Here is a 25,703-nt window from a genome sequence, read left to right as displayed (position 1 = left end):
GCTTCGCATGGCTTTGAAGCGCATCTGTCCTAAAAGGAATAAGGCCAGGATATCACTCCCGGCCTTTGCGCTTACTGCGCCATCGCGCCCGAAGCCGCGTGATCCTTGCTCATCTTGTCGTGCTTCTTCATCTTGTCGCCCTTGCCCATCGAGTCATGCGACATCGCGTCCTTGCTCATGGAATCGTGAGACATGCTGTCCTTGCTCATCGAGCCCTGCGCCATCGTATCGCTTGCCTGCGCGTATGCGGCCGTCGTGCCGATTGCAAGGACCGCGGTGAAAACTGCCGTCATCAATTGCTTCATGCTACTTCTCCTTGAGTGAGTGAGGTTGAGTCTTTTGCTCCGGCCAAAGCCGGATTTCAACGAGCGGCGATCATGAACCGCCGAACCAGTTGTAGCCCTGGTCGACCCAATAGCCGCCGGGATACGTGTTCGTGACGAAGATCTCGACGATATGCTTCGGGTTCTTGTAGCCGAGCTTGGTCGGCATGCGAAGCTTCATCGGATAACCGTATTTCGCCGGCAAGCGTTCGCCGTCGTAATCGAAAGTGAGCAGTGTCTGCGGATGCAGCGCCGTCGGCATGTCGATGCTCTCGTAGTAGTCGTCCGCGCAACGAAAACCGACGTACTTCGCCGTTGTATCCGCGCCGGCGCGACGCAGGAACTCCGAGAACGGCGTGCCGCCCCAACGTCCTACGGCGCTCCAGCCTTCCACGCAGATATGACGCGTGATCTGTTCGGCATGCGGCAGCGCGTAAAGCTGCGGCAAAGTCCATACGCGCTGCCCCGCCACGAGCCCGCTCACCTTCAGCCGATAGTCGCTGCCATTCACGCTCGGTACGTCGTCGATTCCGTAGAACGCGTTGAATGGAAACGGCCGCGTGATTTGCGCTTCCGTGTAGGTCGGTGCGAGCCGCGCGGGATCGAATAGCGCGCCTTGCACGCGGTCGTTGAGCCGCGATACCGCAGTCAGGAATGTGTTCACCGAGTCGTCGTCGGTGATCGAGCAGCCGGTGAGCATCGCCAGTCCGCCGAGCGACAACAGGCGCTTGCCGAAAAGACGCCGCGACGGCATATCGAGTTCGCGCCGCGCATCCGCGAGAATCGATGCGCGATCGAGCGTCATGATGCTTCTGTCCTTGGGTTTCATCGTGGAGTCTCGTATCGGTTCAACGGCCGCGCAGCATGGTCAGAAGCGAACGCGGCACGAGTGCGACCATCGCCACATGGACGACGATGAACGCCGCCATCACCGCCATCGCGCAGAAATGGACGACGCGCGCCCGGTCATAACCGCCCATGAGTTCGCGCAGCAGCGGAAACTGCACCGACTTCCAGATCGCGAGCCCTGAGAGCACGAGCACCATCAGATCGATCACGACGACGAGATACGCGAGCTTCTGCACCGCGTTGTACTGGCGCAAGTCGCCATGCGAGAGCTTGCCGGTGAGCGCCGCGACCAGGTCACGCCATACGGCGCGTGGCGACACTGGGAAGAACCTGGCGAGGAAACGGCCGCTCGCGAGATTGAGTATCAGATAGAAGATGCCGTTGAAGAACAGCAGCCACATGGCCGCGAAATGCCATTGCAACGCGCCACCGAGCCAGCCGCCAAGGGTGATCGATGGCGGAATGACGAAGCCGGGAAAGACGGGCGATGCGTCGTAGATGCGCCATCCCGAGAACAGCATGATGAAAGCGGCAAAGGCATTGAGCCAGTGCGAGACGCGCAGCCAGAGCGGATGCACGAGTTCAGAAGGCTGATCGACAAGAGTGGTTTGCATGATCGTTCGAGGCGTAACGCGGTTGTGTTCCGAGTAATTCGCCGCCAACGCGCCGCCGGTTACAGCGACACAGGATTTTTATCGATGCAAAGAAACTGTAACCACGGGACGCGTTGCAACGAACTACCCAGGTCGACCCTTCCACTACATGATGATGACGATGAACACCGACGGCACGTTGCACGCAATCAGCGCCAATGTTGCGACGCATCTTGGCTTCGGCTATTCTGGATCGACCGATCCAGAACGTGAACGTGACCGCGCGGCCACGCAGCGCAATGCGGAATCGCCCATTCGTCGCCTCGTCAACACAGGACCCATCTTGCATGACGCGGAACACCGCCTGAAGGCTCTGTTCGTGCTCGGCCTGGACGGCGAGCAGACTGCCTACCGCGAATTCCTGCAGGCGCTGACGCGGCATTTGCGGGCTTATCTGCGCAAACGTATTCCGCAGCATCGCGAAGATGTCGAAGACCTCGTGCAGGAAATCCTGCTCGCCGTGCACAATGCGCGGCATACGTATCGGCCGGACGAACCGCTCACGGCGTGGGTGCATGCCATTGCCCGCTACAAGCTGACCGACTTCTTCCGCTCGCGCTCGCGTCACGAATCGCTGAACGACCCGCTCGACAACCATACCGACCTCTTCGCGCTCAGCGACGACGAACCCGCGCGCGCGCGTCACGACATCGGCAAGTTGCTCGAACATCTTCCTGACAAACAGCGCTTGCCTATCGTTCATGTCAAGCTCGAAGGCCTTTCCGTCACCGAAACGGCGCGCATCACGGGGCTGTCCGAGTCGGCGGTGAAGGTGGGCGTGCATCGCGGCCTGAAGGCACTTGCCGCGCGCATCCGGGGTATCCGATGAAAACCGATGACCTGATCGATCTCCTCTCGAATGGCGCGACGCGCGTCGATCGCGCGGCCATTGCACGACGCTTCGGCGAGGCGTTGCCGCTCGGTGTGCTCGGCTCCGTCGTGTTGATGCTGATGGTCTATGGAATGCGGCCCGACTTGCGCAGCGTCGCGGGCACCGCGATGTTCTGGGCGAAGATCGCATTTCCCTCGTGCGTCGGCATCGGCGCGTTGCTCGCCGTGACGCGGCTCGGCAGGCCGGGTGCGCGCGCGGGTCATGCGTGGGCGCTCGTGGTGCTGCCTTTCGTCGTCGTCTGGGTTGCCGGGGCGTTCGTCCTTGCGGCCGCGCTTCCCGTGGACCGCGTGCCGCTCGTTCTTGGGCATTCGTGGCGCAGTTGTCCGTTCAATATCACGCTGCTATCGTTGCCGACGTTTCCGGCCGTGTTTTGGGCCGTCAAGGGGCTTGCACCCACACGTTTGCGGCTCGCTGGGGCGGTCGCGGGCTTACTCGCAAGCTCGCTCGCCACGCTGGCGTATTGCCTGCATTGCCCGGAGATGAGCCCCGCGTTCTGGAGCGTGTGGTATGCCATCGGCATGCTCATGCCTGCCGCTATCGGCGCATGGCTCGGGCCGCGCCTGCTGCGCTGGTGATCGGACGTTGGGGCTTGCTCGCCGCGCTCGCCCTGCTTTCGCGCGTGCGTGAATGAAGCGCCGGTCATTCCAAGCCATCTTTCGTTTCGATCGAAAGATCCGCAACCGGCAAGTTGGTGCAAGCAGGCAAATAGGTCAAGCGCTTTGCGCTATGCTGACGGACCATTCATCGCGAGGATCGACTATGAAAACGGCGTTCACGGCGGCATGTCTGGCAATGGCGGCCATGCCGCTCGTTTGTTCCGCACAGACCAGTTGCGACTCGAAGCGCGCCTCGATCGAAGAGGAAATTACCTATGCGCGTGCGCATGGCAATGCGAGTCGTATCGATGGCCTGGAGACCGCACTTGGCAAACTGAACGCCAATTGCACGGAAGCGTCCTTACGCAACGAGAGCCAGCGCAAGGTCGCATCCGCGCAAAAGAAGCTCGCCGAACGCGAGCACGATCTGCAGAAAGCGAAGACCGAAGGCAAGAGCGCGAAGAAGATCGCGGAGCGCCAGCGCAAGGTGGACGAAGCGCACGCGGAACTCGCGCGTGCGCAGACCGAAGCGGCGCCTTGAAACTTCAGCGCGAGGAAACGAGTTTCCCGATCACCGCCAGCAGCGAGACCGAGCCCTTGCGGACACGCTCCACCGGGCCTTCGAAGTCGATCCAGCCTTCGTTGAAGCCGTCGAGCATGCGCATGCGCGGCGTGGGATGCCGCATGCCCTGACTCACGAATAACGCTTCCCACTGTTCGCGCGGCACGGCTTGCGCGCGCACCGGCTTACCGAGCGTCTGCGCGAACGCCGCTGCGATATCGTTTGGGCGGACGCGTTGCGGGCCTTCGAGTTCGACATACCGCACGCCACTCCATTCCTCTTGGAGCAAGGCGGCGGCGGTGCGGCCGACGTCTTCCGTGGCGATCATCGGGATGGCGCGATCGAGCGGCTGCAGGAACGAATGGACGATGCCCTCGTTGCGCGCCGTATCGACGTCCCATTCGCTGTTTTCCATGAACCAGCCCGGACGCAGAAAGGTCACGGGAATATCCTGTTCGCTCAACGCTTCTTCCATCAGCGTGCGTTGCGAGAGCAGATTGCTTTCTTTCGCCTGCGCACCGATGGTCGACAGACAAACGATCTTCTTCGGCTTCGCAAGCGCGATAGCGGCGACGACCGCATCGATCACTTCGCACGCGCTCGCAAAACCGGGCGCCGGATCGAAATCCGAGGGCGGAAGAATGAACACGCCCGTCGCGCCTTCGAACGCATGCGCAAGCGCTCGCGCATCCGTCATGTCGGCGAGCGCCACCTTGCAGCCGCGCGCCTTCCACGCGTCGCCCTTCTTCGCATCGCGCACGACCGCGCGGACCGTCTGACCCGCGTCGAGCAATGCCTTGGCGAGCGCGCCGCCTACCTTTCCGCTGATTCCCGTGATGACGTACATGATCGACTCTCCGTGTTCGTTATGAAACGATGAGTCGAATGGTAGAGCGCGTATTCGATGCGAAAAATGGCTTTGAGGTTATTGGATTGATGACGCCGCGTTATATCCGCCGTTCAGCCTTCGCTACCCGCCTTCACCCGCTTGCGCGCAGGCGCGTTCTTCTTGAGCTTGGTCTGGTTATAAGCGATAGCCGCGCGCACGAGCGCCTTCAAAGCGCGGGCATCGACCTTGTCGCCTTCGAGATAGTCGATGGCGCGTCGCGCGTTTCCTTCGAGGCCCGCGTTGAAGAGCTGGTCCGGATCGGCAATACCCGCGCCGTGCGCGAAGGTCAGCTTCACCTTGCCCTTGTGTGCGTTGGCCACCGCGATCATGCCGTCGCACGACCAGACCGGGCTGCCCATCCACTTCCATTCCTCGATGATGCGCGGGTCCGCCGAGAGAACCACGCGGCGAATGTCCGCGAACGTCTCGCCGCGCCAGTCGGTGATTCCCGCGATCAATTCGTCGATTTGTTCCGATGCATTCATGAGCGCTCCGGGTCTTCTTTTCATGCACCGAGTGATGGTACTGCACAGGGTCCCGCCGTCCCGCGAATCCGCGCAAGCGCCACGAAAAAACGCCTCGGCGGTCTTTCGACTCGCAGAGGCGTCTTCTACTCTCAGGTCATGCACGAAGCACCCGCCGATGCCGCCAAGCAAATCAGGACGAAACCGACTGGCCGCGTGCGACGCGTTCGCGTGCCGACGCCGCCGAACGCGAGCGCGCCGTGCGTTTGCGCAGCCAGATCATCAGGCCAGTCGCGCTGAGGATCGCCACCATGACGCCGACGCAGCTGATGAGCACGCGTCCGGTCACGCCAATGATGCGTCCCGAATGCAACGGAAACTGCGCCTGCATGAAGATGTCGCCGGCCGACCCGCGTCCGGGAATCGACGATCCGGCGAGCTTGCCGGTGTAGCCGTTGTAGTAAAGCCAGGCGTTGCCGAGACCGCCGTCGCCGTGATCGTTGCCCGGAGCGAAGAAGCCGACGCCGTAAGCTTGCATCGCCGGAAGGTAATACAGCGCGCCGGGCGGTGCGGCGATATCGAGGCGCTTTGCATCCGCGACGGCGGTCGCGAGGACGCTTTCGGCCGGCAACGCCGTGCTGCCCTTGGGCGCCGCGCGCGTGAGTTCCGGGTTATCGAACATGGTCGGCGCGAGCGGCGAGAGGCGCGAGACGAGCGGACGCACGACCGGATCGCCGAGATTCATCGATATCGAAGTGATAGCGACCATCAGCAGCAATCCCCAGATCCAGACGCCGCCCGACCGATGCAGATCGAACGTGAGCGCATAACCGCCGCGCCTGAAGCGAAACGCGAAGGACTTGCGCCATGCCTTGACGCTCGGAAACGACAGCACGAGCGCGATGCCGCTGTCGAAAAACCACAAAATCCCGACGATACCGAGCAGCCACGTTCCCGTATCGATGCCGCCGAGCACCGGCAGATGCAGCGTGTAATGCAGTTTGTAGAGGAACGGCATCAGATCGATACGCGCCAGCGACACCGTGCCCCACAGCCGCTTGCCCTGAATGACGCCCGTTGCCGGATCGACCGCGACCTGACTGTAATCGACATCGAATGGCGCACCCGTTGCCGGGTTCGTGCGCGGCGTGACGAGCATCTGCAGCGTGTGGCCGGGTTCGGCGCCGAGTTGCAGATACGTCACCTGAACGCGCGGATCGGCGGCTTCGACCTTATGCGCGAGTTCGAGCGCCGGCAACGCGGCGCCTTCCGTGCGCGCGTGAAACAACGCCGGATTGAGCCACGCGTCGATTTCGTGATCCCACGCGATCACCGCGCCCGTGAGACCGGACACGAACAAGAAGAGCGCTGTCGCGACGCCGAGCCATCGATGGAGCCGAACCAGAACGGGCCGCACGTCAGCACGCCTTCGGAAGATCATTCAACGCAATTGCCAACATGCCAGCGACGCTCGTCAAATAAGAATGGTTCGCATTCTACGGGTCGCGCAGGGTATCGATCAAGGTTTTTGTAAGCTGTTGTTGCATTCAGCATGGGCTTGTTTGCACTTGATGAGGTCATCGGCTACGCAGCACGAACAGCGCGAGCGCATCCGCATGAACTAGAATCCGCGCAGCACGAACCCACTTTTCCAGCGCATTTCTCAATGAACGAGCCTTTCGACGAAGCCGCGCGCGATGCCGTTTATCGCGCAATCCACGAACGGCGCGACATGCGCCACTTCACGCGCGAACCGGTCGCGCAAGACGCGTTGAAGCGTATCGTCGATGCCGCGCTGTGTGCGCCGAGCGTCGGTTTCATGCAGCCTTGGCGCATGCTGCGCATCACATGCGATGCAACGCGCGAAGCGCTTCACGCTATCGTCGAACGGGAACGTGTCGCCACCGCCGATGCCCTCGGCGAGCGTCGCGACGCTTTCATGGCGCTCAAGGTGGAAGGCATGCGCGAGTGCGCGGAAATCATCGTGATGGCGCTCATGGACGGACGCGAGGCGCACGTCTTCGGCCGGCGCACTTTGCCGCAAATGGATCTCGCGTCGGTGGCGTGCGCCATCCAGAACATGTGGCTTGCGGCGCGCGTGGAAGGCATCGGCATGGGATGGGTCTCTATCTTCGATCCCGACGACGTCGCCGACCTGCTCGGCATGCCGGAAGGCGCGCAGCCGGTCGCGATTCTCTGCTTGGGACATGTCGAGCGCTTTTACGACGAACCCATGCTCGAAACCGAAGGCTGGGCCAAGCGCCGTACCCGCGAGGAATGCGTGTTCGAGAACCGCTGGCCGGCGGCATCGGATCAAAGCTGATGCCTGGACCGCGCGTTGCGCACTACAAGTGACGCGGCGGCGCGGTGATCCTTCACATCAATCGAGTGAGTTTGGCGGCGATTGGCGAACGATTGGCGCATCCGTCGGACGGCATCGCGCGTACCAATCTGACACGCGGTGGTCCGATGCACGTTGTCCGCCATTTTGCCAGACGATTCGAGGAGGATCACGCTCTCATGCTCCGCTACGCAGACCGCATTACGTTTATTGGCGCGGGTGTCATCGTGCTGTCCTTGCTGGCCGTCAACCTGCTGCCCAAGCAGGACCGACGCAGCGACGACAGGACGAACATGATGTCGCGCGACCGCGGCGCAGTCGTGCGCGGCAGCGTGCGCGAGGAAGCGCCGGAGCCTGCAAAGGCGCCTGTCGTAGCCGTCGCCGATGCGCGTCCCCAGACCGAAACCGCGACCGCAACCGCAACCGCAGCCGAAATTACACGCGATGAACCCGCGCCCAGGCCGGTTGCACAGGCAGAACCGGCGCGCGTGCATCGCGCACAGAAGCGGACATTGGAAACCAGAAAGACTGCGCGCGAAAAGCATCGCGGTAACCATGCCGTCGCGCAAACCCGCGTGGCGCCGCTTGAGGCCGCGGCGGTGCGCGCGCCTGTGCCGCCCGTGCAACGCGCGCCGCTCGAATCCGCAGCCGCGAATACGCTCGATAAACCCGCGCGCGCTCCAGCCACGGATGCGCCCATGCCAGTAGCCGCGAAACCAAGCCCGGTTGCTAACGCGGCCCCGGCTTACGTCGTATCGACTCAGGCGCCGAAAACGCGCGCCGAAGTGCAGGACGAGTTGCGCCGGGCGCGCATGAACGGCAACTTGCCTCGCTTCGGCAATCCCGATCCTTACGGTCCCGGCGGCACGCCGAGCGCGACGGCGCCCTAACCGGCGTCAGCGCTTTTCGACTTCGATGGCCTTTGCATAACCCGTCAGTTCGAGATAGCCGCGCCCCCGTTGAGCGGGCGCGGCGCCTGTTCCTGTCAGCGTTACCGCGCCCTCCCAGTAAAGCGAGCCGGTGGAATCGCGCGAGTCGAGTTCCTGATCGTCGATGAGCGGCGCAAGCTGCCATTGCAGCGCGCCAACGTGCACCTTCATCGCCACCGGATACGTCGTGCCCGTGCGCGGCGAGCGCCATTGACGTTGCGGCGTGAAGTCGACATCGGCGGGGCCGTATTGCGTCGCGTGTCCGGCGGCATCGCGTAATGCGGCATGCGCCCAGATCGCGTGGCCGTCGCGGCTGCGCACCTTGAAGGCCATGAGTGCGGAGCCGTCGTCGAGATTCGCGCCGAGCCAGTCCCAGCCGGATGCATCCGACGAAAGCAGCGTGCTCGACCATTCGTGATCGAGCCAGGCCTTGCCGGTGACGGCGACCGTATCGCCTTTTTTCTCGGATGCCGACGGCCGCGTGACGCTTCCGCTCACGCTCAATTGCGGCTCGCTGTAGTAGTAGCTCGCCTGCGCGGGAAGCGGGCCCTTCTGCGAGTAGCCCGCATCGCCTTGCAGCATCGGCGGCTGCGTCGGCGCGAAGACGAGGTGCAATGCGAAGCCGGCGGCATCGGCGCTGACGGTGTAGCGGCCGTCCGCTGCGCGCGTCATGCGCCATGAATCGAGCTTGACGTCGGTGTTGCCGTTTTTCGCGTAGGCGAGATCGAAGCCTTGTCGCGCGACGTTCTGATCGTGCACGAGGCGGCCGTGCGCGGGATCGCTCAGGGCGGCATGCGCGATGATGAGTTGCGATGGATCGAAAGCACTCGCTGGCTCGCCCTTGCCTGTCTTCGAACGGAAGAAGGTGATTTGGAAACCCATCGGCTTGTGATCGGGTGTTTCGAGCCAGCCGGTTGCGTACCACCATTCGGTGCGGTAAGCCGGGTGGGAGCCGGTGTCTTGGGGCCATTGAATGGAGTGGCCGGGGCTGACGGATGCGAATTGCCGGTCGACGGCGCTGGCTGTGTCGGACGTCTCCGTGGTGCTTGCCGCATTCGCCGCATCTGCCGCATCTGCCGCGCCTGCGACGGTCGCCAAAAGCATCATCGTCGAAAGCAAAGACGCACGCATCACCAATCCTCCCGCACCGCGCGCACGGCATCGATGGACACCGCGCGTCTTCCCGCCAGCACCGCCGTCGCGCATGAAGAAGCGAGCATCACGCAGCCGATGATCGCGATCATCGACCAGGGCACATGCAGTGACATCGTCCAGTGAAACGACTGCGGATTGACGATGAACACGAGGATCAAACTGATCGCGAACCCAAGCACGCAACCCATCGCAATACCGAGCAAGGTAAGCAAGCCGCCTTCGCTTGCAAGCAGCGCCAGGATCTGCCCGCGCGTGACGCCGACATGCCGCAGCATGCCGAACTCGCGAGCGCGCGCAAGTGTCTGCACCGAAAACGTCGCGCCCACGCCAAACAGGCCGATCACGATTGCCACGCCTTCCAGCAAATAAGTCACCGCGAAACTCCGGTCGAAGATGGTGAGCGTGCGCGCGCGGATGTCGCCCGGTTGCGAAAATTCGAGCGCGGCGCCGAACGGCAAGTGCTTGAGCGCGTCGATCACCTGTGCGGCCGGCACGCCCTTCGACAGCGTGATGCCGGCGTCGGTCGCGGTGGAGTCGCCCGTGATGCGGCGGTAATCGGCGAGCCGGATCTGCAACGCGCCCGTCTGCCGCACGTAGTCGCGCCAGATGCCCGCGATGACGAAGCGCTCCTTCGCCGCGCCGACCGGCAACGCGATGCGCTCGCCGACCCGATAGCCATAAAGATCGACCGTCGCCTCCGACGCCCATACCGGCGTCTCGTTCGGTTGCCACGACGAAGGCGGCAGCACGGAACCCGTCATCTGCAACGTGGCGCCCGGATCGGCGGCATCGATTTCGCGTGCAATCAGCACGATAGGCGGCTTCGCCGAATCGAGCGTCACCTGCGAGGTGCGCAAAAACGCCGCGTGTTCGATGCCCTTCGTCGCCGCGAGTTGCGCCTGCTCGACCGGACGCAAGCCGCCCGTATCGCCGCTCGACGCCATGCGCACGTAGAGATCGGCGGAGAGCAGATGCATGAGCCAGTCTTCCACCGACACGCGAAAGCTCGCCACCATGATCGCCATCGCGACGATCAGCGTGAAGCTCGACAGCACGCCGCCCATGGCAATCGACGCTTGACCGGGCGCATTCGCAAGCCGCGCGAGCGCGAGCGTGGCGATCGTGCCGCGCGCGCGCGGCGCCTTATTCTTTCGCGATGCATACCCGACGCTCGCCGCGCGAAACACGATGGCCGTCAGACGCGGCATGAGCGCGATGCCACCGACGAGCAGGAACGCGACGGCGAGATAACCGGCGATGGGGGCATCGAAGACAGGCGGCACTTGCGTCAGCACCACGCCGAGCGCAAGACAGATCAACGCCGGCCACGGCTTGCGCAGCGGCGTGAGCGCGGCTTCCTCGCTGCCCGCCTTGAGCGCGGGCGCGGGCCGCGCGCGCGCCGCTTCGAGCGCGGGAACGAGCGTCCCCGCCAGCGCCACGCCAATCCCGAGTGCAAGAAAGATGGCCGTCGCAAGCGGTTCGAAACCGACCCGCGGCTGCACGCCCGGAAAGTAGCCGCCGCCTAGATCGCTGCCGAAAAAGCGCAGCGCCACCGCCGCCACCGCATAACCCAGCGCAATGCCGATGATCGCGCCCACCACGCCCAGCAATGCGCCTTCGAGCATGATCTGCCGCACGAGTTGCCTGCGCGTCATGCCGAGCACGCGCAACATCGCGAATTGCGCGCGGCGGCGCACGACGCCCGCCGCTTGCGTCGAAAACACCAGAAACGCGCCGGTAAAAAGCGCGACGAGCGCCAGCACGTTCATGTTGATGCGATACGCGCGCGAAAGCCGATCGGTGCGGCTTTCGACATCGCGCGTCTGTCCGACGACAAAACGCGCTCCGAGCGACTGCTGCAGCTCGCGCTGGAAGGCGTCGCGATCGACACCGCGCGCGAGTTGCAGATCGACGCGCGACAGCTTGCCCGTCATATGGAAGCGCGTCTGCACGGCCGCAATGTCCATCACCGCGATGCGCTGTCCCGGCAATGCCCGCGCGATTCCGCCCGCCACCCGCAACGGCACCTTCTCGGTCCCGCTCAACAACGCAACATTGCCACCGGCGCGCGCGCCGAGCCATTGCAATGCGGCGGTCGACAGAAAGATGGCATCGCCCGACAGCACGTCGAACGGCGCGTTGGCGGACGGCACGCCCGTGAGGTCCGGCGCGACGCGCTTGGCGCGGAACACATCGATGCCAAGCACCTTGAGCGGCGCATCGCGGCCGGGCACGGCGGCATCGACTTCGAGCACGGGACTCGCCATGACCACGCCTTCGTGCGCGGCGAGTTGCGGATAGATGTTTTCATCGACGAACGGCTGTGCGCCGCGTACCTGCAAGTCCGCCTGGCCGGACAGACTGCGCGCGGCGGCGGAAAACTCGTTGAACGCGGCGCTGTTGATGAGTTGCACCGCGTAGCCGAGCCCGACGCCAAGCGCGATAGTGAGTATGGCGACCAGCGCGCGGCCGCGATGACTGCGCCATTGCGCGCCGAGCAGCCAGCGCGTGAGCGTGCGGGGCGCGGCGGCGAGCGCCGTCATTGGACGCGCGCTGCGTTGAACGCCGCGAGCGATTCCGCCTCGTGCAAGGTGCCGTCCGCGAGCACGAGCACGCGATCGGCAACCGCGGCGGCCGCTTCGGAATGCGTGACCATGATGGTCGCGGCGCCCGTCGATTTCGTTTCGTGGCGCAAGAGCGCGAGGATTTCGTGCGCCGTTTGCGGATCGAGATTGCCGGTGGGTTCATCGGCGAGAATGAGGCGCGGCCGATGCACCAACGCGCGCGCAATCGCCACGCGCTGCAACTCGCCGCCGGACAACTGTCGCGGCAAATCATCGTCGCGGCCCGCGAGACCGACAGCGGCGAGCATCGCGTTCGCGGGCGCAGGCGGCATGGCGTTGAGCAGCAGCGGCACGGCGACGTTTTGCGCGAGCGTGAGATGCGGCAGCACGTGAAACGCCTGAAAGACGAAGCCGAGCTTCTCGCGGCGCGTGCGCGTGGCGGCATCGTCGCTTTGGGTGGACATCGGCGCGCCATCGATCAGTACGTCACCGCTGTCGGCGGTATCGAGACCGGCGATCAGATTCAGCAAGGTGGACTTGCCGACGCCCGAGTCACCCATGATCGCGACGAACTCGCCCGATTCGAGGATGAAGTCGAGGCCCGCGAGCACGATGCGGCCGTTGCCGTAGGACTTGCTGAGGCGGCGGCATTCGAGTGCGGGAGCGATGGAGGGCATGAGGGCCAGGCGTGGGACGGTCGTTTCAAGGGGCAAGTAGTGTACCCGGAGCCATCGCGGCAAGCAGCGACGGCAGCGCTCGCCTCGACGCGCTCACGACCACAAACGACTGCGCCCCGTTCACCAGCCATGCCGGTGACGGGGCGCATCGTTCCAGCGAACAGCGATAAAAACTCAGGTCACCGGCGCCGGATTGAACAGAACCAACGCGTTATGCAGCTTCAATTTCTCGGCGCGCGTCTGCTTCTTTCCGCTCGCGACATCGAGCATGAGACGGAACAACTCCCAGCCCACGTCTGCAATCGTCGCTTCGCCCGTCGCGATGGTGCCCGCGTTGATATCCATCAGATCGTGCCAGCGCCGCGCCAGATCCGAACGCGTCGCGACCTTGATGACCGGTACTTCGGCCAGGCTGTACGGCGTGCCGCGTCCGGTGGTGAACACATGCAAGTTGATACCCGCAGCCAGTTGCAGCGTGCCGCAGATGAAGTCGCTCGCGGGCGTCGCCGCGTATATCAAGCCCTTCTGCTTGACCTTTTCGCCCGGCGAAAGCACGCCCGAAATGGTCGAGCTACCCGACTTGACGATGGACCCCATCGCCTTCTCGACGATATTCGACAGCCCGCCCTTCTTGTTGCCCGGCGTGGTGTTCGCGCTACGATCCGCGCCGCCGCGCTTCAGATAATCGTCGTACCACTGCATCTCGCGGATGATTGCCGCCGCCACTTCGCCGTTCGCGGCGCGCGCCGTCAACTGGGCGACGCCATCGCGCACTTCGGTGACTTCCGAGAACATGACGGTCGCGCCTGCACGCACCAGCAGGTCGGTCGCGAAACCGACTGCCGGATTCGCCGTCAGACCGGAGAAGGCGTCGCTGCCGCCGCACTGCACGCCGATCACGAGGTCCGCCGCCGGACACGTCTCGCGGCGACGATTGTTGAGGCGTTTCAGGTGCGAGTCGGCCATGCGCATGATGGAATCGATCATCGACTCGAAGCCGACGTGCGATTCGTCCTGCAGCACGACCGCGCCGCCGTTCTCGTCCGCCGTGAGATCGCCGATATCGGCAACGTCGTCCACTTCCACCGATGCCGCCGCGATAGGAATGGTGCCAGGCGGCATCAGGCGCTCGGGCTGCAGCTTTTCGCAGCCGAGACTCACCATCATGACTTCGCCGCCGAAGTTCGGATTCAGCGCGATATTGCGCACCGTGCGGATAGGCACCATGGCGTCGGGCGCGTCGATGGCGACGCCGCAGCCGTACGTATGGCCGAGGCTCACGACGTCGTCGACATTCGGGTATTGCGGCAGCAGTTCCGTCTTGATGCGCGTCACCGCGTGCTGCACGACGTCGGCCACGCACTGCACGGTCGTCGTGATGGCGAGGATGTTGCGCGAGCCGACCGAGCCGTCCGCATTGCGATACCCCTCGAACGTGAAGCCTTCGAGCGGCGAGTTGTCCGGCGCCTTGATGGTCGCGATCGGCAGATCGTGCAACTCGGGCGGCGTGGGCATGCGCAGCACGTGCTCGTTGATCCAGCTTCCCTTTGGCAGCGGCTTGTTCGCATAGCCGATCACGACGTTATAGCGGATGACCGCGTCGCCTTCCTGCAGATCGGCCAGCGCGACCTTGTGGCCTTGCGGCACGCGCTCGCGCAGCACGAGGCCGTCGGCGAACGTGGCGCCTTCGCCCAGACCGCCGTCGTTGACGACGATCGCGACGTTATCGTCCGGGTGCACGCGAATATAGAGCGGGGACTGATTCATTCTTGATGATCCTTGGCGCGAAAACTTCTGCCGGCTAGAGTTATGTCATCCTACAACATAGCCGCTGTCTTTTGGTCGGTGTTTACCCCGAAGAGCGTCGATTCCATTCACTTTTGGTTGTACGACGTCACCCCATGTTGTACGATGACCTATAAGCGCTGCAACCGCCGGACGCTGCCCACCGAGATAACACCATGACGACACCGCAAGAACTCAAGCAAATCGTTTCCGAAGGCCTGCTTTCTTTTCCCGTGACCGACTTCGACAGCCAAGGCAATTTCCGCGCGGATACTTACGCCGAACGCCTCGAATGGCTCGCGCCCTACGGCGCATCGGCGCTGTTCGTGGCGGGCGGCACGGGTGAGTTCTTTTCGCTGACGCAACCCGAATATTCGCAGATCGTGAAGACGGCCACCGAAGTGTGCCGTGGCAAGGTGCCCATTCTCGCCGGCGCGGGCGGCCCGACGCGCACGGCCATCGCGTTTGCGCAGGAAGCCGAGAAGAACGGCGCGCAGGGCATTTTGCTGATGCCGCATTATCTGACCGAAGCGTCGCAAGAAGGTATCGCGGCTCACGCCGAAGAAGTCTGCAAGGCCGTGCCGAAGATGGGCGTCATCATCTATAACCGCGCCAACTCCAAGCTCAACGCCGACATGCTCGAACGTCTGGCCGACCGCTGCCCGAACCTGATCGGCTTTAAGGACGGCGTGGGCGAGATCGAGCCCATGGTCACCATCCGCCGCCGTCTGGGCGACCGCTTCTCGTACCTCGGCGGCCTGCCGACCGCGGAAGTCTACGCCGCCGCCTACAAGGCGCTCGGCGTGCCGGTGTATTCGTCGGCCGTGTTCAACTTCATTCCGAAGACCGCGATGGACTTCTATCGCGCCATCGCGGCGGACGACCACGAAACCGTCGGCAAGCTGATCGACGACTTCTTCCTGCCGTACCTTGCCATCCGCAATCGCCGTGCGGGCTATGCGGTGAGCATCGTCAAGGCGGGCGCGAAGCTGGTCGGTCACGACGCGGGCCCGGTGCGCGCACCGCTCACCGACCTGACCGAGGAAGAAGTCGCCCAGCTCGACGTGCTGATCAAGAAGCTCGGCGCACAGTAAGAGTACGACAGGCAGGAGACACAAAAACGCGCGGCGCCGTAATCAACGAGCGCCGCGCGTTTTTTTGCCGTAACCAAAAGGAGATTGCCATGTCGATGAGCCGCGCTGCTGCTCCGGCCGACGCCATGAAGCGCACGAAAGTGCGTTACGTGATTCTGTTGCTGATCTTCGTGATCACGACCTTCAACTATGCGGATCGCGCGACCTTGTCGGTCACCGGCTCCGCGATGCGCGCCGAGTTCGGTTTCGACGCCATCCGCATGGGGTATATCTTCTCGGCCTTCAGTTGGGCGTATGTGCTCTCCCAGCTTCCCGCAGGCTGGCTGCTCGACCGATTCGGCGCGCGGCGCGTGTATGCGGCGAGTATCTTTCTGTGGTCGCTGTTTACGCTGCTGCAAAGCTCGATCGGCCTGCTCGGCAGCGCCGCCACCGCCGTGACCGCATTGTTCGTGCTGCGCTTCATGATGGGCGCGGCCGAAGCGCCCGCCTTCCCCGCCAACGCCAAAGTGGTCGCAAGCTGGTTTCCGACGAGCGAACGCGGCACGGCATCGGCCATTTTCAATGCGGCGCAGTATTTCGCCGCTGTCGTGTTCACGCCGTTGATGGCCTGGCTCACGCACGCTTTCGGCTGGCATCACGTGTATATCGTCATGGGTATCGCCGGCTTGCTGCTTGCGCTGACATGGCTCGCTGTCATGAAGAATCCCGCCGATCATCCGGGCATCAACAAGCAGGAACTCGATTACATCGAGGAAGGCGGCGGTCTCGTGCGCGGGCATCGGCGTGGGCGCGTCGGCGGCAACGGTGGCAACGCTTTGGGCTGGAGCGCCGTGCGCCAGTTGCTCACGAACCGCATGCTGCTCGGCGTTTATCTCGCGCAGTTCTGCATCAACGTGCTGACGTACTTCTTCCTGACGTGGTTTCCCATCTATCTCGTGCAGGCGCGTCACATGACGATTCTGCAAGCGGGCCTGATCGCCTCGCTGCCTGCAATCTGCGGCTTTCTCGGCGGCGTGCTGGGCGGCGTGCTGTCCGACTCGCTGATCCGCCACGGGCGTTCGGTCACGTTCGCACGCAAGCTGCCGATCGTCGCCGGCATGTTGCTGTCGTCGTGCATTATCGGCTGCAACTACGTGGATGCGGACTGGCTCGTCGTGGCGTTGATGTCGCTCGCGTTCTTCGGCAAGGGCATAGGTGCGTTGGGCTGGGCGGTGGTCGCGGATACGGCGCCGAAGGAAGCCATCGGCTTGTCGGGTTCGATCTTCAATATGTTCGGCAATGCGGCGGGCATCGTCACGCCGATCGTGATCGGCTATATCCTCGCGCGGACCGGCTCGTTCAACGGCGCGCTGGCGTTCGTCGGCGTCAATGCGCTGATCACGGTGTTTGCCTATCTCGTGATCGTCAAGGACATCAAGCGGGTGGAGTTGAAGCCGGTTTGATGTGTCAGCTCGATGTGTCGGCTTAAGTCGATGAAAGCGGCCTTCGTGGCCGCTTTTTCTCATTCCGCGGCGATCACTTCAATACGCAACGGTTCGCCACCATTTGCAATCTCGACCAGCCGATCCACATTCGGATGCGCGCCCGGACGGCTGCGCGCATCGGTCGTATGTTCGGCGAAAAGAGCGAGGCCATACTCGGCGGCCTCGACATCGAGCGTGCCGAAGGCCTGCTTGAGATAGTGATACACCGCAAGCGAGCCCTGCTTGCCCGGCTTGTTTTCGATGCTCGACACCACCGCGCCTCGGCTATCGATCAGATCGATACGCCCGATACCATCGATGCCCGGCAATTGCGCCAGGTTGTCCTTGAATACGCTCTTCGGCTCGATCACGCTTGACGCTCCTGTTCGATAATGGACGTTCGGAAGCGAGCTATCTTACGTCAAAGGCACGATCACATCGCCAAGCGCGATCTCTCCGCCTTCGATCACGCGTGCCGTGATTCCGCCGAAGCCGCGCACGGCGTTATAGCCGCCGACGCCGAAAGTCTCTTCCATCCGCGAACAGGGATGACATTCGCCGCTCGCTTCGAGCACCGCATCGCCGATACGAAACCGACGGTCCTTCAGCGCATGCAGATTGATGCCCGACGTGACGATATTGCGTCGCAGATCGAATGGCGAGACTTCGTCGCGGCCAAGATGGCTCGCAATGGCACGCATGCTTTCGAGCTGTATCAGCGTCACTTGCCGATTGCCCTGCTTGCGGCTGTAGTGGTCGCCGTCAAGGCCGCCGCCTGTCAGCGCCGTCGTACTCTCGACCTGTTGCATGGGCGCGCGCCGCGCCGTGCGCAAGCCTATCCATACTATTCCGCCGGGCAGCACGGGCGCGAGCATGAGACGGGCGAGCGGCGAAGCAGGATTGAGCGGCATGAGGACGATGGAAGCGCACGGCGATACGTACGATTCTATCGTTTGCCTTTAACTCGCGTCGGCCTGCAGGCCTTCGACATCGGTCACCGTCCTGGACGCGCGAATCACGCGCATCAAGAGCCACGCAATGAGATAAGCGCTGCCGCAGATCACGAAGATGACGTTGTAACCCGCGCCGATGTTGCCGAGCAACTTGAAGTGGTCGAGCACCGCGCCGACGAAAAGCGGAAAGAGTGTCGCGCCCAAGGCACCCGCCAATCCGCCGATGCCGACCACGGAGCCGACCAGTTGCTTCGGGAACATGTCGGACGCGGTAGTGAAAAGATTCGCCGACCAGCCCTGGTGCGCCGCCGCCGCGAGACTGAGCAAACCGACCATCGCCCACATGTTGTCGATCCACGGCGCGAATGCAATTGGCGTGACGAGCAGCGCGAGGCCGAACATGGTCGTGCCACGCGCCTTCGAAACGCTCCAGCCGCGCGCAATCAGTTTCGACGATACCCACCCGCCACCCACGCTGCCGATGGACGTCGCGACATACACGATCACGAGCGGCAGCCCGAGGTTCTTCAAGTCGAGATTGAAGCGCGAATTGAAGTACGACGGCAGCCAGAACAGCATGAACCACCAGATGGGATCCGTCAGCAATTTACCGACGAAGAACGCCCATGTCGGCCGCAACTTCAAGAGCGCGAACCAGCTGATGCGCGGTTGCGGCGCGGCGTGGGTGGAAGCGCCATCGTCGATCAGGCGAAGTTCTTCCCGCGACACCTTCTTGTGTTTCAAAGGCGCCTGATACATGAAGTACCAGAAGCCGAGCCACACGAAACCGGTCAGGCCGGTGACGAAGAAAGCCGCTTCCCATCCGTACACGGCCGCGAGCCAAGGCACGGTCGCCGGCGCCGCCACCGCGCCGATGCTCGTGCCCGAAGTCAGGATGCCGACCGCGAACGCCTGTTCCTTGCGCGGGAACCATTCGGATACGCTCTTTACCGCGCATGGAAAGCTGCCCGATTCCGATAAGCCGAGCAAGGCTCGCATCACGCCGAAGCCGAAGGTGCTGCGCACGAGCGCGTGTCCGCACGCCGCGATGCTCCACAACAACACGCACACGCCATAGCCGATTTTCACGCCGACGCGATCGACGAGCTTTCCCGACAGCAGCATGCCCACTGCATAGCAAGCGGTGAAAATGACGACGATGTAGCTATATTGCGTCTCCGTCCAACTGAACTGCACCGCGAGCGCGGGTTTGAGCAGACCGAGCACTTGCCGGTCCAAATAGTTGATGGTGGTCGCAAAAAACAGCAGCGCGCAGATGCGCCAGCGGTAACTGGAACGGTCCATGTCTTGTCTCTCTCCACTTCATACGGTTTACTAAGTAATTATCTGGCCCACGATGACTGCGCCGAGAGGCACTAAAATCTCGCGCTGCGTTTCTCGCGAAAAGCCGCCACCCCTTCGAGCGCATCCGGCGATGCCTTGCATACCGAAGCCGCCAGTTCGTGCGCGATTTCTGCCTGGCCCGTTTCGACTAGTCGAAGCAGCCGCTTTCCAACCGACAGCGAGGTCCGCGACCGGCCGACGAGCAACGCGCTCACGGCATCGACACGTACGCGCAAGGTATCCGCGGGCAAGGCTTCGTTGACGATGCCCCAAGCCACTGCGCGCGCGGCATCGATAGGTTCACCGAGCAGAATCAGTTCACGCGCGCGTACCGCGCCCACGAGTTCCGCGAGACGCGCGCAGCCCATCCAGCCGGGAATCGCGCCGACGGAGGCCTCGGGAAAACCGAGCTTCGCATCGACGCTCGCATAGCGCAGATCGCATGCAAGCGCGAGTTCCAGTCCGCCGCCAAGCGCACTGGCCGAGAGCACCGCGATGGTCGGAATATCCAGTTCCGCGATGCCACGAAACACGCGATTTCCCTCGCGTATGAAGCGCGTGCCCATCTTCTGGGGATCGATGTCGCCCCACTCGTTGATATCCGCGCCGCTCGAAAAGAAGCGCGGACTCGCGGTTTCGAAGCGCAAGACGCGCACGTCATCGTTGCGTTCGACTTCTTTCACGGCGCGCGCGATTTCGTCGAGCATGTGAAGCGTCAGCGCGTTATGACGCGCCACGCGTTCGAGCGTGATGACCGCGATGCCGCCCTCGACGGCGAAGCGAATGCCGGATTCCGATTGCATGCCTGTCTCCTCGTTCCGATTCGTTGTCATGCGGCCGACTCCACTTCGAGCAAATGCTCGTCGACGAGCGGCTCGAACGCCATGCGCGCGAGCACGTCGCGGCGCACGTCAATACCCTTCGCCACTTCGATGAGCCGCACGCCGAGCGCATCGAGCCGAAACACGGCGCGCTCGGTCACGTAGAGGACTTCCTTGCCTTCGAGACGCGCCTGCACGCCGCTGAACGTGACATGGCGCACGCGCTTCACGGCCTTGGGCACCGAACCGGGCGTGACTATTTCGAGGCTGTCGGCGTGCTGCTTCACTTCGAGACCTTTCGCCTCGAATGCGCCGCAGAAGACGATCTTCTTCGCGCCCTGTGCAATGTCCATGAATCCGCCCGGGCCGACCACCGTGCTGCCGAGCTTCGACACGTTGACGTTGCCTTCTTCGTCGAATTCGCCCATGCCGAGGAAGGTCACGTCGATACCGCCGCCGCTATAAAAGTCGAATTGATCGACGCTCGGGAGAATGGCATCGGCATTTCGCGCCGTGCCGAACATGGCGCCGTCGAGCATTACGCCGCGATGCACGCCCTGCTCCACCGATCCCCAGTAGTCGTTGGCGCGCCCCTGTCTTGCGAGCACGGCGGGAATCGCGCCCGGAAAGCCGAAGCCGAAGTTCACCGACTGGTCCACGCCAAGTTCCCGCGCCGCGCGCTCGGCGACGATCAGGCGCATGCCTTCGGGATAAGCCGCCTCATCGTTCGATGAATGCGCTTCCTTGAGCGCTTCGCCGCTCAACGCCGCGTCGTAGTCGCTGATCGCACATTGACGTTGCGCGGGCGTCTCGACGATCCGGTCGACCATCACGCCGGGAACGCGCACGAGCCGCGCGGGCACGTAGTCTTGCGAACGCGTCTTTACCTGCGCGACGACCGTGCCGCCGCTGTTGTGCGCGGCGAGCGCGACCGCGTAGATATCGAGGTCGGCGGGTTCGTGGCGCGTGGTGAGGTTGCCGCTGTCATCGGCGGAAGACGCCATGACGATGGCCCAGTCGATGCGAAACGGCATGTAGCGCAAATACTCTTCGCCGCCCAGCGTCACGAGTTCGACGAGATCCTCATGCGTTTGATCGTTGAGCTTGCCGCCGCCGAAGCGCGGATCGACGAACGTACGCAAGCCGACGCGCGTCAGCACGCCAGGACGCTTCGCCCCGATCTCGCGAAACAGCGTGGCAATCACGCCGCCCGGAAAGCTGTACGCCTCGATACGGCCGCTCTCGGCGAGTTGCTGCATGGCCGGCGACCAGACCCAATGTCCGCCGATCACGCGCCTGACCATGCCTTCGTGCGCAAAACGGCCCAGACCGCTGCTGCGCCCGTCGCCGACGCCGAGCGCGTGAACCACCGTCAAGTCACATGGATGCCCCGTCGTCAGAAAACGCGTTTCGATGGCGGCGAGCACGGCGTCGGGTTCCAGCAAGCCGCCGCCGGAACCGGTGATTGCAATCGTCGCGCCGTCGGGGATCGCGTTCGCGACGGCCTCGGCGTGGGTCCATTTATCCAATTTGAATTACCTCGCTCTTATTCGCTAAAAACGAACTGGTTCGTTACTTAAAGAAGATGTTGGCACACGCTCGGATCGGCTTCAAGCGCTCGATGAACAAAGTGGGGTTTACGATGATCACGTCGACAGTCCGCGCATTGCCAGTGCCGGCGGCGTCGGCTAACGTTCAGGCTTCGAACACGAATGAGACGGGGCAATGCCGATAACGACCGCCGAAGCGCCGGACGCGCCGAAGAAAACCAAACGCACGCGTGATCCAATCCAGACGCAGACGAAGATCCTGGCCGCGGCCAAGGCGGAATTCGCGAAAGTCGGGCTGGGTGGCGCGCGCATCGATTCGATCGCCGAGAAGGCGGGCGTCAACAAGCGCATGATTTACGAATACTTCAAAGGCAAGGACGAACTCTTTCAGGCGGTGCTGGAAGACGCGTGGTCCGATATTCGCGACGCGGAGCGCAAACTGGAACTCGGCCACTTGCCGCCCGCCGAGGCCATCCGCGCGCTAATGACGTTCACCTGGGAGTATTACCTCAAGCATCCCGAGTTCATGGCGCTCGTGAACAGCGAGAATCTGCATCGCGCGCGGCATGTGAAGAAGTCGCTGCGTTTTCGCGAACTGCACGGCGGTTTCATCGACATGCTGCAGTCGATTCTCGACCGTGGCGTCGCGGCCGGCGACTTCCGCAGCGGCATCGACGCGCGCCAGTTGCATCTGACGCTTGCGGCCATCGGCTACTACTATCTGACCAACCGCTTCACCGGCGAAGTGATCTTTGGCTTCGATTTCGTCTCGAAAGAGGCGCTGCGCGAACGCCTCGAATTCAATATCGATACCGTGCTCAGCCTGCTGCGTCCGCGCTGACCGCATTTCGGCGGCCCTTCCTCTGCCGCCGCTCTCCTGCTAGGTAAAAACCCTCTTCAGCCCAATATCGCTTGATTTATTAAATAACGAACCGTATCGTTACTTATTATTCATGGAGGGAAAGGGCAATGAACGAACGTCCCGTTGCGCTCGTCACCGGCGCGCGTCGCGGCATTGGCCGCGCGATCGCGCTGGAACTAGCAAGCGCCGGTTTCGATATCGCCATCACGGATATCGCCGCATCCGCCGAACTCGACGATGCCCGCGACGCCGTCACCACACGCGGCGCACGATGCGCGGTGCAACTCTCCGATCTCGCCGACATCGCGCAACACGACAGCCTGTTCGGCGCAATCGAAGAACGTCTGGGACCGGTGACGTGTCTCGTCAACAATGCGGGCGTCTCGGTGATGTCGCGCGGCGATTTGCTCGATGTATCGCCGGAAAGTTACGACCGGTGCCTCCAGGTGAACACGCGCGGCACGTTTTTTCTGATGCAGGCGTTCGGGCGGCGCATCGCGCGCAATACCGCTGCGCCTGGGGCGAACTATCCACCTTCGATCATCACCATCACTTCGTCGAATGCCGTCGCGGCCTCCGTGCAGCGCGGCGAGTATTGCGTGTCCAAGGCCGGTCTCTCCATGGCAACGACGCTCTTCTCGCTACGGCTCGCGGACTTCGGCGTGGGCGTCTATGAAGTGCAGCCGGGTTTCATCGAAACCGAGATGACGGCGCCCTCGAAAGCGCGCTATGACGTGCAAATGGAACACGGTCTCACCGCGATCAAGCGCTGGGGCACGCCGCAAGAAGTGGCTACCGCCGTGCGCACGCTCGCCACGGGCGGCTTGCCCTACAGCATCGGCCAGTCGATTCGCATCGACGGCGGTCTTCTCGTTCACAAATACTGAGCATACGCATGCAGATCACGCTTCCGACCGAACGCGGCACACTGGAAACCTATCGTCTGATTGGCACGCCGCTCGTGCCGCGCCAACCCGATGCGCCGTTCAATCGCGTCGCATACTCGGCGGCACATGTCGTCGCCGATCCACGCAAGAGCGGCGAGCTTCACGAACCCGTTGCGATCGACTGGGCGCGCACGCTCGAGTATCGGCGCTATCTGATCGGGCAAGGGCTTGGTATCGCCGAAGCGATGGACACCGCGCAGCGCGGCATGGGCCTGCCGTGGAAGAGTGCGCTCGAACTGATCACGCGCACGATAGCGGACACGCGTGACATGCCCGGCGCTTCGATCGCTTCGGGCTGCGGCACCGACCACGTCGCGCCGCATACAGTCGGATCTTGCGACGACGTGATCCGCGCCTACGCCGAACAACTCGAAGCCATCCAGCACGCAGGCGGCCGCGTCATCCTGATGGCAAGCCGCGCGCTCGCACGGGTGGCGCGAAATGGCGACGATTACCGGCGCGTCTATCGTGAAGTCCTGTCGATGTGCAACGAGCCCGTCATCCTGCACTGGCTCGGCGACATGTTCGACCCGGAACTCGCGGGTTACTGGGGCGCGCCAGACTACGAGAGCGCGGCGCGGACGTGTCTTGACATCATCGGCGAGAACGCGGCGAAGATCGACGGCATCAAGATTTCCCTGCTCGACGACGCGAAGGAGATCGCGTTCCGGCGCCGCCTTCCGCATGACGTGAAGATGTACACCGGCGACGACTTCAACTATCCCGGCCTGATAGAAGGCGACGAGATCGGGCATTCGCATGCGCTGCTCGGCATTTTCGATGCCATTGCGCCCGCCGCATCGCAGGCGCTCGCCGCGCTCGCCGTCAACGATCACGCGCGTTATCACGCGTTGCTCGCGCCGACCGTGCCGCTATCGCGCCATGTTTTTCGTGCGCCGACGCAGTATTACAAGACGGGCGTCGTGTTTCTCGCGTATCTGAACGGCTTTCAGGATCACTTCTTCATGCTCGGCGGGCATCACGGCATGCGGCCGCCCGTGTATCTCGCGGATGTATTGCGTCTTGCCGATCGCGCCGGCCTACTGCGCGATCCCGAGCAAGCGATTGTGCGAGCGCGCGCGGTTTTATCGGCCCTCGGTTGCGGCGCCTGACATCATGCGCAGCCTGCAAGGAAGACCTGATCTATGCTCGATCAACACGGCGACGCTTGGGCATCGCGAGCCGCTCGACGTGACCATCGACCGTATCGCGCGTACGGGATTCGGCGGCATTGCGCCGTGGCGGCATGAGGTGGAACAAGCAGATGTCAAGCAGATTGCACGGCAGATTCGCGCGCACGGACTCACGGTGACAGGCTATTGCCGCTCGACTTACATTCCGGCGACGACGCGTGCTGGGTTCGACGCGAACATTGCAGCGAACCGCGCGGCTCTGCGCGATGCAGCGATTCTCGACGCACGCGCCTTTGTCATGGTCGTGGGCGCGCTGCCCGATGACAGTCGCGACCTGCGCGGCGCGCGCGAGCAGATAGCGGAAGGCATCGGCTTGTTGCATGAAACCGCGCGTGACTGCGGCGTGCCGCTCGCGCTCGAACCGCTGCATCCCATGTACGCGGCAGAACGTTCGGCCATCAACACGATCGCGCAAGCGCTGGCGATATGCACGGACATCGATCCTCATGCGGATGGCTTCCTCGGCATCGCTGTCGATGCCTACCATTGCTGGTGGGACCCGGCGCTCGTCGAATCGATAGGCGCGGCGGGACGCGACAAGAGGATTCGTGCGTTTCACGTATGCGACTGGCTGCGCGACACGCGCGACATGTTGCTCGATCGCGGCATGATGGGCGACGGCGTGATCGAACTCGCGGCGCTGCGGGCCGCGGTCGAACGGGCGGGCTATGACGGTTTGATCGAAGTGGAGATTTTTTCGAAGGACAACTGGTGGCGCCGCGATCCCGCCGATGTGCTCGACATTTGCGCGCAGCGTCTGCCGAGTGTGTGCTGAAATCTTGGCCTAGTTGGTTTGC

The 25,703-nt window shown here is 63.2% G+C and carries 26 protein-coding genes; 11 read left to right on the top strand and 15 right to left on the bottom strand.

What is annotated here, in order from left to right; all coding sequences use genetic code 11:
- Positions 1-71 precede the first annotated feature (71 nt).
- The 3 genes from LDZ28_RS25040 to LDZ28_RS25030 all read right to left on the bottom strand — a co-directional run bounded on the left by LDZ28_RS25040 (position 72) and on the right by LDZ28_RS25030 (position 1,786).
- The gene (locus tag LDZ28_RS25040) at positions 72-305 is read right to left on the bottom strand and encodes a pentapeptide MXKDX repeat protein (RefSeq protein ID WP_244830106.1); all 234 of its coding nucleotides are present in this window, start codon (positions 303-305) and stop codon (positions 72-74) included.
- 70 nt (positions 306-375) lie between these two features.
- Positions 376-1,152: a molybdopterin-dependent oxidoreductase gene (locus LDZ28_RS25035; protein WP_244830105.1), complete on the bottom strand. Its 777-nt coding sequence runs from the start codon at positions 1,150-1,152 to the stop codon at positions 376-378.
- 19 nt (positions 1,153-1,171) lie between these two features.
- A complete protein-coding gene (locus LDZ28_RS25030; protein WP_244830104.1) occupies positions 1,172-1,786 on the bottom strand; it encodes a cytochrome b/b6 domain-containing protein in 615 nt (204 codons plus the stop codon).
- A gap of 322 nt (positions 1,787-2,108) precedes the next feature.
- On the opposite strand from LDZ28_RS25030, the gene LDZ28_RS25025 reads away from it, so the two are divergent.
- The 3 genes from LDZ28_RS25025 to LDZ28_RS25015 all read left to right on the top strand — a co-directional run bounded on the left by LDZ28_RS25025 (position 2,109) and on the right by LDZ28_RS25015 (position 3,854).
- Positions 2,109-2,654: a sigma-70 family RNA polymerase sigma factor gene (locus LDZ28_RS25025; RefSeq protein ID WP_244831034.1), complete on the top strand. Its 546-nt coding sequence runs from the start codon at positions 2,109-2,111 to the stop codon at positions 2,652-2,654.
- A complete protein-coding gene (locus LDZ28_RS25020) occupies positions 2,651-3,292 on the top strand; it encodes a DUF1109 domain-containing protein (RefSeq protein ID WP_244830103.1) in 642 nt (213 codons plus the stop codon). Before LDZ28_RS25025 ends, LDZ28_RS25020 begins: the two co-directional genes overlap by 4 nt.
- A gap of 184 nt (positions 3,293-3,476) precedes the next feature.
- Positions 3,477-3,854, top strand: a complete 378-nt coding sequence (locus LDZ28_RS25015) for a DUF1090 domain-containing protein (RefSeq protein WP_244830102.1) — start codon at positions 3,477-3,479, stop codon at positions 3,852-3,854.
- Positions 3,855-3,858: 4 nt separating this feature from the next.
- On the opposite strand, the gene LDZ28_RS25010 is transcribed toward LDZ28_RS25015, so the two are convergent.
- The 3 genes from LDZ28_RS25010 to LDZ28_RS25000 form a co-directional block, all read right to left on the bottom strand.
- Positions 3,859-4,722 (bottom strand): NmrA family NAD(P)-binding protein, encoded by an 864-nt coding sequence (locus LDZ28_RS25010; protein WP_244830101.1) that lies wholly within the window; start codon positions 4,720-4,722, stop codon positions 3,859-3,861.
- A gap of 113 nt (positions 4,723-4,835) precedes the next feature.
- On the bottom strand, positions 4,836-5,249 hold the full coding sequence (locus LDZ28_RS25005) for a DUF1801 domain-containing protein (RefSeq protein ID WP_244830100.1): 414 nt from the start codon (positions 5,247-5,249) through the stop codon (positions 4,836-4,838).
- A 172-nt stretch (positions 5,250-5,421) separates the two neighbouring features.
- Entirely contained in the window at positions 5,422-6,645 is a 1,224-nt protein-coding gene (locus LDZ28_RS25000) for a PepSY domain-containing protein (protein WP_244830099.1), read from the bottom strand.
- A gap of 249 nt (positions 6,646-6,894) precedes the next feature.
- Between LDZ28_RS25000 and bluB the strand changes: the two genes are divergently transcribed.
- Entirely contained in the window at positions 6,895-7,551 is a 657-nt protein-coding gene (bluB, locus tag LDZ28_RS24995; protein ID WP_244830098.1) for a 5,6-dimethylbenzimidazole synthase, read from the top strand.
- A 197-nt stretch (positions 7,552-7,748) separates the two neighbouring features.
- Entirely contained in the window at positions 7,749-8,459 is a 711-nt protein-coding gene (locus LDZ28_RS24990; RefSeq protein ID WP_244830097.1) for a DUF4148 domain-containing protein, read from the top strand.
- Between the two features lie 6 nt (positions 8,460-8,465).
- Here the strand turns inward: LDZ28_RS24990 and LDZ28_RS24985 are convergent, their stop codons facing one another.
- From LDZ28_RS24985 to garD, 4 genes are all read right to left on the bottom strand, one after another.
- Positions 8,466-9,629: a carotenoid 1,2-hydratase gene (locus LDZ28_RS24985; protein ID WP_244830096.1), complete on the bottom strand. Its 1,164-nt coding sequence runs from the start codon at positions 9,627-9,629 to the stop codon at positions 8,466-8,468.
- Positions 9,629-12,196, bottom strand: coding sequence for an FtsX-like permease family protein (locus LDZ28_RS24980; protein WP_244830095.1), 2,568 nt, complete (start codon positions 12,194-12,196; stop codon positions 9,629-9,631). Before LDZ28_RS24980 ends, LDZ28_RS24985 begins: the two co-directional genes overlap by 1 nt.
- The gene (locus LDZ28_RS24975; protein WP_244830087.1) at positions 12,193-12,894 is read right to left on the bottom strand and encodes an ABC transporter ATP-binding protein; all 702 of its coding nucleotides are present in this window, start codon (positions 12,892-12,894) and stop codon (positions 12,193-12,195) included. Before LDZ28_RS24975 ends, LDZ28_RS24980 begins: the two co-directional genes overlap by 4 nt.
- Positions 12,895-13,068: 174 nt before the next feature.
- The gene (gene garD / locus LDZ28_RS24970) at positions 13,069-14,661 is read right to left on the bottom strand and encodes a galactarate dehydratase (protein WP_244830086.1); all 1,593 of its coding nucleotides are present in this window, start codon (positions 14,659-14,661) and stop codon (positions 13,069-13,071) included.
- A 194-nt stretch (positions 14,662-14,855) separates the two neighbouring features.
- On the opposite strand from garD, the gene kdgD reads away from it, so the two are divergent.
- On the top strand, positions 14,856-15,773 hold the full coding sequence (gene kdgD, locus LDZ28_RS24965) for a 5-dehydro-4-deoxyglucarate dehydratase (RefSeq protein WP_244830083.1): 918 nt from the start codon (positions 14,856-14,858) through the stop codon (positions 15,771-15,773).
- A gap of 89 nt (positions 15,774-15,862) precedes the next feature.
- Positions 15,863-17,215, top strand: coding sequence for an MFS transporter (locus LDZ28_RS24960; RefSeq protein WP_244830081.1), 1,353 nt, complete (start codon positions 15,863-15,865; stop codon positions 17,213-17,215).
- Between the two features lie 59 nt (positions 17,216-17,274).
- On the opposite strand, the gene LDZ28_RS24955 is transcribed toward LDZ28_RS24960, so the two are convergent.
- From LDZ28_RS24955 to LDZ28_RS24935, 5 genes are all read right to left on the bottom strand, one after another.
- On the bottom strand, positions 17,275-17,607 hold the full coding sequence (locus LDZ28_RS24955; protein WP_244830080.1) for a DUF2322 family protein: 333 nt from the start codon (positions 17,605-17,607) through the stop codon (positions 17,275-17,277).
- A 45-nt stretch (positions 17,608-17,652) separates the two neighbouring features.
- Positions 17,653-18,147 carry an MOSC domain-containing protein gene (locus tag LDZ28_RS24950; RefSeq protein WP_244830079.1) on the bottom strand — a complete coding sequence of 165 codons (495 nt, stop codon included), beginning with the start codon at positions 18,145-18,147 and terminating at the stop codon, positions 17,653-17,655.
- A 48-nt stretch (positions 18,148-18,195) separates the two neighbouring features.
- Entirely contained in the window at positions 18,196-19,494 is a 1,299-nt protein-coding gene (locus LDZ28_RS24945; protein WP_244830078.1) for an MFS transporter, read from the bottom strand.
- Between the two features lie 71 nt (positions 19,495-19,565).
- Complete coding sequence (locus LDZ28_RS24940) at positions 19,566-20,336, bottom strand: enoyl-CoA hydratase/isomerase family protein (RefSeq protein ID WP_244830077.1); 771 nt, start codon at positions 20,334-20,336, stop codon at positions 19,566-19,568.
- 26 nt (positions 20,337-20,362) lie between these two features.
- Complete coding sequence (locus LDZ28_RS24935; protein WP_244830076.1) at positions 20,363-21,883, bottom strand: acyl CoA:acetate/3-ketoacid CoA transferase; 1,521 nt, start codon at positions 21,881-21,883, stop codon at positions 20,363-20,365.
- 196 nt (positions 21,884-22,079) lie between these two features.
- Between LDZ28_RS24935 and LDZ28_RS24930 the strand changes: the two genes are divergently transcribed.
- The 4 genes from LDZ28_RS24930 to LDZ28_RS24915 all read left to right on the top strand — a co-directional run bounded on the left by LDZ28_RS24930 (position 22,080) and on the right by LDZ28_RS24915 (position 25,681).
- Complete coding sequence (locus LDZ28_RS24930) at positions 22,080-22,745, top strand: TetR/AcrR family transcriptional regulator (protein WP_244830074.1); 666 nt, start codon at positions 22,080-22,082, stop codon at positions 22,743-22,745.
- A 128-nt stretch (positions 22,746-22,873) separates the two neighbouring features.
- A complete protein-coding gene (locus LDZ28_RS24925) occupies positions 22,874-23,653 on the top strand; it encodes a 3-ketoacyl-ACP reductase (protein WP_244830072.1) in 780 nt (259 codons plus the stop codon).
- An 8-nt stretch (positions 23,654-23,661) separates the two neighbouring features.
- A complete protein-coding gene (locus LDZ28_RS24920; protein WP_244830070.1) occupies positions 23,662-24,825 on the top strand; it encodes a dihydrodipicolinate synthase family protein in 1,164 nt (387 codons plus the stop codon).
- 4 nt (positions 24,826-24,829) lie between these two features.
- Entirely contained in the window at positions 24,830-25,681 is an 852-nt protein-coding gene (locus tag LDZ28_RS24915; protein WP_244830068.1) for a sugar phosphate isomerase/epimerase, read from the top strand.
- Positions 25,682-25,703 lie beyond the last annotated feature (22 nt).

This window comes from Caballeronia sp. TF1N1 (assembly GCF_022878925.1).
Lineage (GTDB): Bacteria > Pseudomonadota > Gammaproteobacteria > Burkholderiales > Burkholderiaceae > Caballeronia.
The sequence above is the reverse complement of the archived record's forward strand: the minus strand, read 5'-3'. Positions and strand labels throughout refer to the sequence as shown.

Bases quoted from the DNA above. Each gene is read 5' to 3' on its own strand.
- LDZ28_RS24940 (WP_244830077.1), bottom strand. From the start codon at position 20,336: ATGCAATCGGAATCCGGCATTCGCTTCGCCGTCGAGGGCGGCATCGCG.
- LDZ28_RS24990 (WP_244830097.1), top strand. From the start codon at position 7,749: ATGCTCCGCTACGCAGACCGCATTACGTTTATTGGCGCGGGTGTCATC.
- LDZ28_RS24950 (WP_244830079.1), bottom strand. From the start codon at position 18,147: ATGCCGCTCAATCCTGCTTCGCCGCTCGCCCGTCTCATGCTCGCGCCC.
- LDZ28_RS25005 (WP_244830100.1), bottom strand. From the start codon at position 5,249: ATGAATGCATCGGAACAAATCGACGAATTGATCGCGGGAATCACCGAC.
- LDZ28_RS24980 (WP_244830095.1), bottom strand. From the start codon at position 12,196: ATGACGGCGCTCGCCGCCGCGCCCCGCACGCTCACGCGCTGGCTGCTC.
- LDZ28_RS24925 (WP_244830072.1), top strand. From the start codon at position 22,874: ATGAACGAACGTCCCGTTGCGCTCGTCACCGGCGCGCGTCGCGGCATT.
- LDZ28_RS25040 (WP_244830106.1), bottom strand. From the start codon at position 305: ATGAAGCAATTGATGACGGCAGTTTTCACCGCGGTCCTTGCAATCGGC.
- LDZ28_RS24920 (WP_244830070.1), top strand. From the start codon at position 23,662: ATGCAGATCACGCTTCCGACCGAACGCGGCACACTGGAAACCTATCGT.
- LDZ28_RS25010 (WP_244830101.1), bottom strand. From the start codon at position 4,722: ATGTACGTCATCACGGGAATCAGCGGAAAGGTAGGCGGCGCGCTCGCC.
- LDZ28_RS24915 (WP_244830068.1), top strand. From the start codon at position 24,830: ATGCGCAGCCTGCAAGGAAGACCTGATCTATGCTCGATCAACACGGCG.
- kdgD (WP_244830083.1), top strand. From the start codon at position 14,856: ATGACGACACCGCAAGAACTCAAGCAAATCGTTTCCGAAGGCCTGCTT.
- LDZ28_RS24945 (WP_244830078.1), bottom strand. From the start codon at position 19,494: ATGGACCGTTCCAGTTACCGCTGGCGCATCTGCGCGCTGCTGTTTTTT.
- LDZ28_RS25030 (WP_244830104.1), bottom strand. From the start codon at position 1,786: ATGCAAACCACTCTTGTCGATCAGCCTTCTGAACTCGTGCATCCGCTC.
- LDZ28_RS24930 (WP_244830074.1), top strand. From the start codon at position 22,080: ATGCCGATAACGACCGCCGAAGCGCCGGACGCGCCGAAGAAAACCAAA.
- LDZ28_RS25035 (WP_244830105.1), bottom strand. From the start codon at position 1,152: ATGAAACCCAAGGACAGAAGCATCATGACGCTCGATCGCGCATCGATT.
- LDZ28_RS25020 (WP_244830103.1), top strand. From the start codon at position 2,651: ATGAAAACCGATGACCTGATCGATCTCCTCTCGAATGGCGCGACGCGC.
- LDZ28_RS24975 (WP_244830087.1), bottom strand. From the start codon at position 12,894: ATGCCCTCCATCGCTCCCGCACTCGAATGCCGCCGCCTCAGCAAGTCC.
- LDZ28_RS25015 (WP_244830102.1), top strand. From the start codon at position 3,477: ATGAAAACGGCGTTCACGGCGGCATGTCTGGCAATGGCGGCCATGCCG.
- LDZ28_RS24985 (WP_244830096.1), bottom strand. From the start codon at position 9,629: ATGCGTGCGTCTTTGCTTTCGACGATGATGCTTTTGGCGACCGTCGCA.
- bluB (WP_244830098.1), top strand. From the start codon at position 6,895: ATGAACGAGCCTTTCGACGAAGCCGCGCGCGATGCCGTTTATCGCGCA.
- garD (WP_244830086.1), bottom strand. From the start codon at position 14,661: ATGAATCAGTCCCCGCTCTATATTCGCGTGCACCCGGACGATAACGTC.
- LDZ28_RS24960 (WP_244830081.1), top strand. From the start codon at position 15,863: ATGTCGATGAGCCGCGCTGCTGCTCCGGCCGACGCCATGAAGCGCACG.